Here is a 964-nt window from a genome sequence, read left to right as displayed (position 1 = left end):
GAACAATAAACTCATAATATCAATGAATTAGAATAGGAAAACTTCTAAATCAGACTAAGTTTTCCCATTAAAATTTATATATTGATTTTGCTGAGGCTCAATAAAGCATAACGCCCGCTTAAGGGGCAGACAACGCTACTGCTAATTTTCCGCATAACACTGTAACCACAAAAGCCAACGCATAGTAAAAATGCCACGCGTTGGCTGTCCCTCTTGAAGCGTTTGTTATAAGCCAAAATGTACGCCAAATGAGCTTGCCGAAATAAATGCACTAAAAATAAAAATACCATAAGAAGATAATATCATTAACACCGTCGCTATATTAAAAAAATTACCTAATCTAAACTTTTCTATATTATATAAACACTGAGTAAAATATGTTGTTCCTGCTGCGAACGCCCCTAAAACTATACCAACGCAAAATAAAAATGTAGACCTTGATAAACTATATGCTACTTCCGACGCTATGCTACTACCCCAAATTTTTCCCATAAAAGCCAATAAAGCCACAGCAGCACCTCCATTTATAACCATGCTGGCTTTCAACGCAGATTGCCCAGATAGAATAACAGATCGAAAAAGCTCTAAAGAATTAGTCGTTAAATTATTAGCATGTGCAATATTACGGTCATTTTCTGCTTTAAATACAGCCAAATCACGTTCTAGTTGCATTTGAGCATACTTTGTATATTCTTCATTTTCAGATTCAATTGAAGATAAATATGATTCAAACGCGTTTATTGAGATTGCATCATGCCCTTGCTCTTTCGTTTGCCGAATTAGCAAACGTATTTTCTCAATAGTCTTCATAAAAACTCCATTCTTAACTTAGGCTTATAACGCCCGCTTAAGGGGCAGACAACGCTACTACCAAGCTTCCGCATAACAGCGTAACCACAAAAACCAACGCATAATAAAAATGCCGCGCGTTGGCTGTCCCTCTTGAAGCGTTTGTTATGTGAAA

1 protein-coding gene is annotated in these 964 nt (G+C 36.4%); it reads right to left on the bottom strand.

All coding sequences use genetic code 11. The features are described from left to right. Window positions 1-225: 225 nt before the first annotated feature. Window positions 226-810, bottom strand: a complete 585-nt coding sequence (locus FKN93_RS17400; RefSeq protein WP_170905769.1) for a hypothetical protein — start codon at window positions 808-810, stop codon at window positions 226-228. Window positions 811-964 lie beyond the last annotated feature (154 nt).

It is taken from the genome of Vibrio sp. A8-1, from assembly GCF_013048685.1.
Classification (GTDB): Bacteria; Pseudomonadota; Gammaproteobacteria; order Enterobacterales; family Vibrionaceae; genus Vibrio; species Vibrio metschnikovii.
Note: the sequence above shows the minus strand (reverse complement) of the source record. Positions and strands in the feature narration are given on the sequence as shown.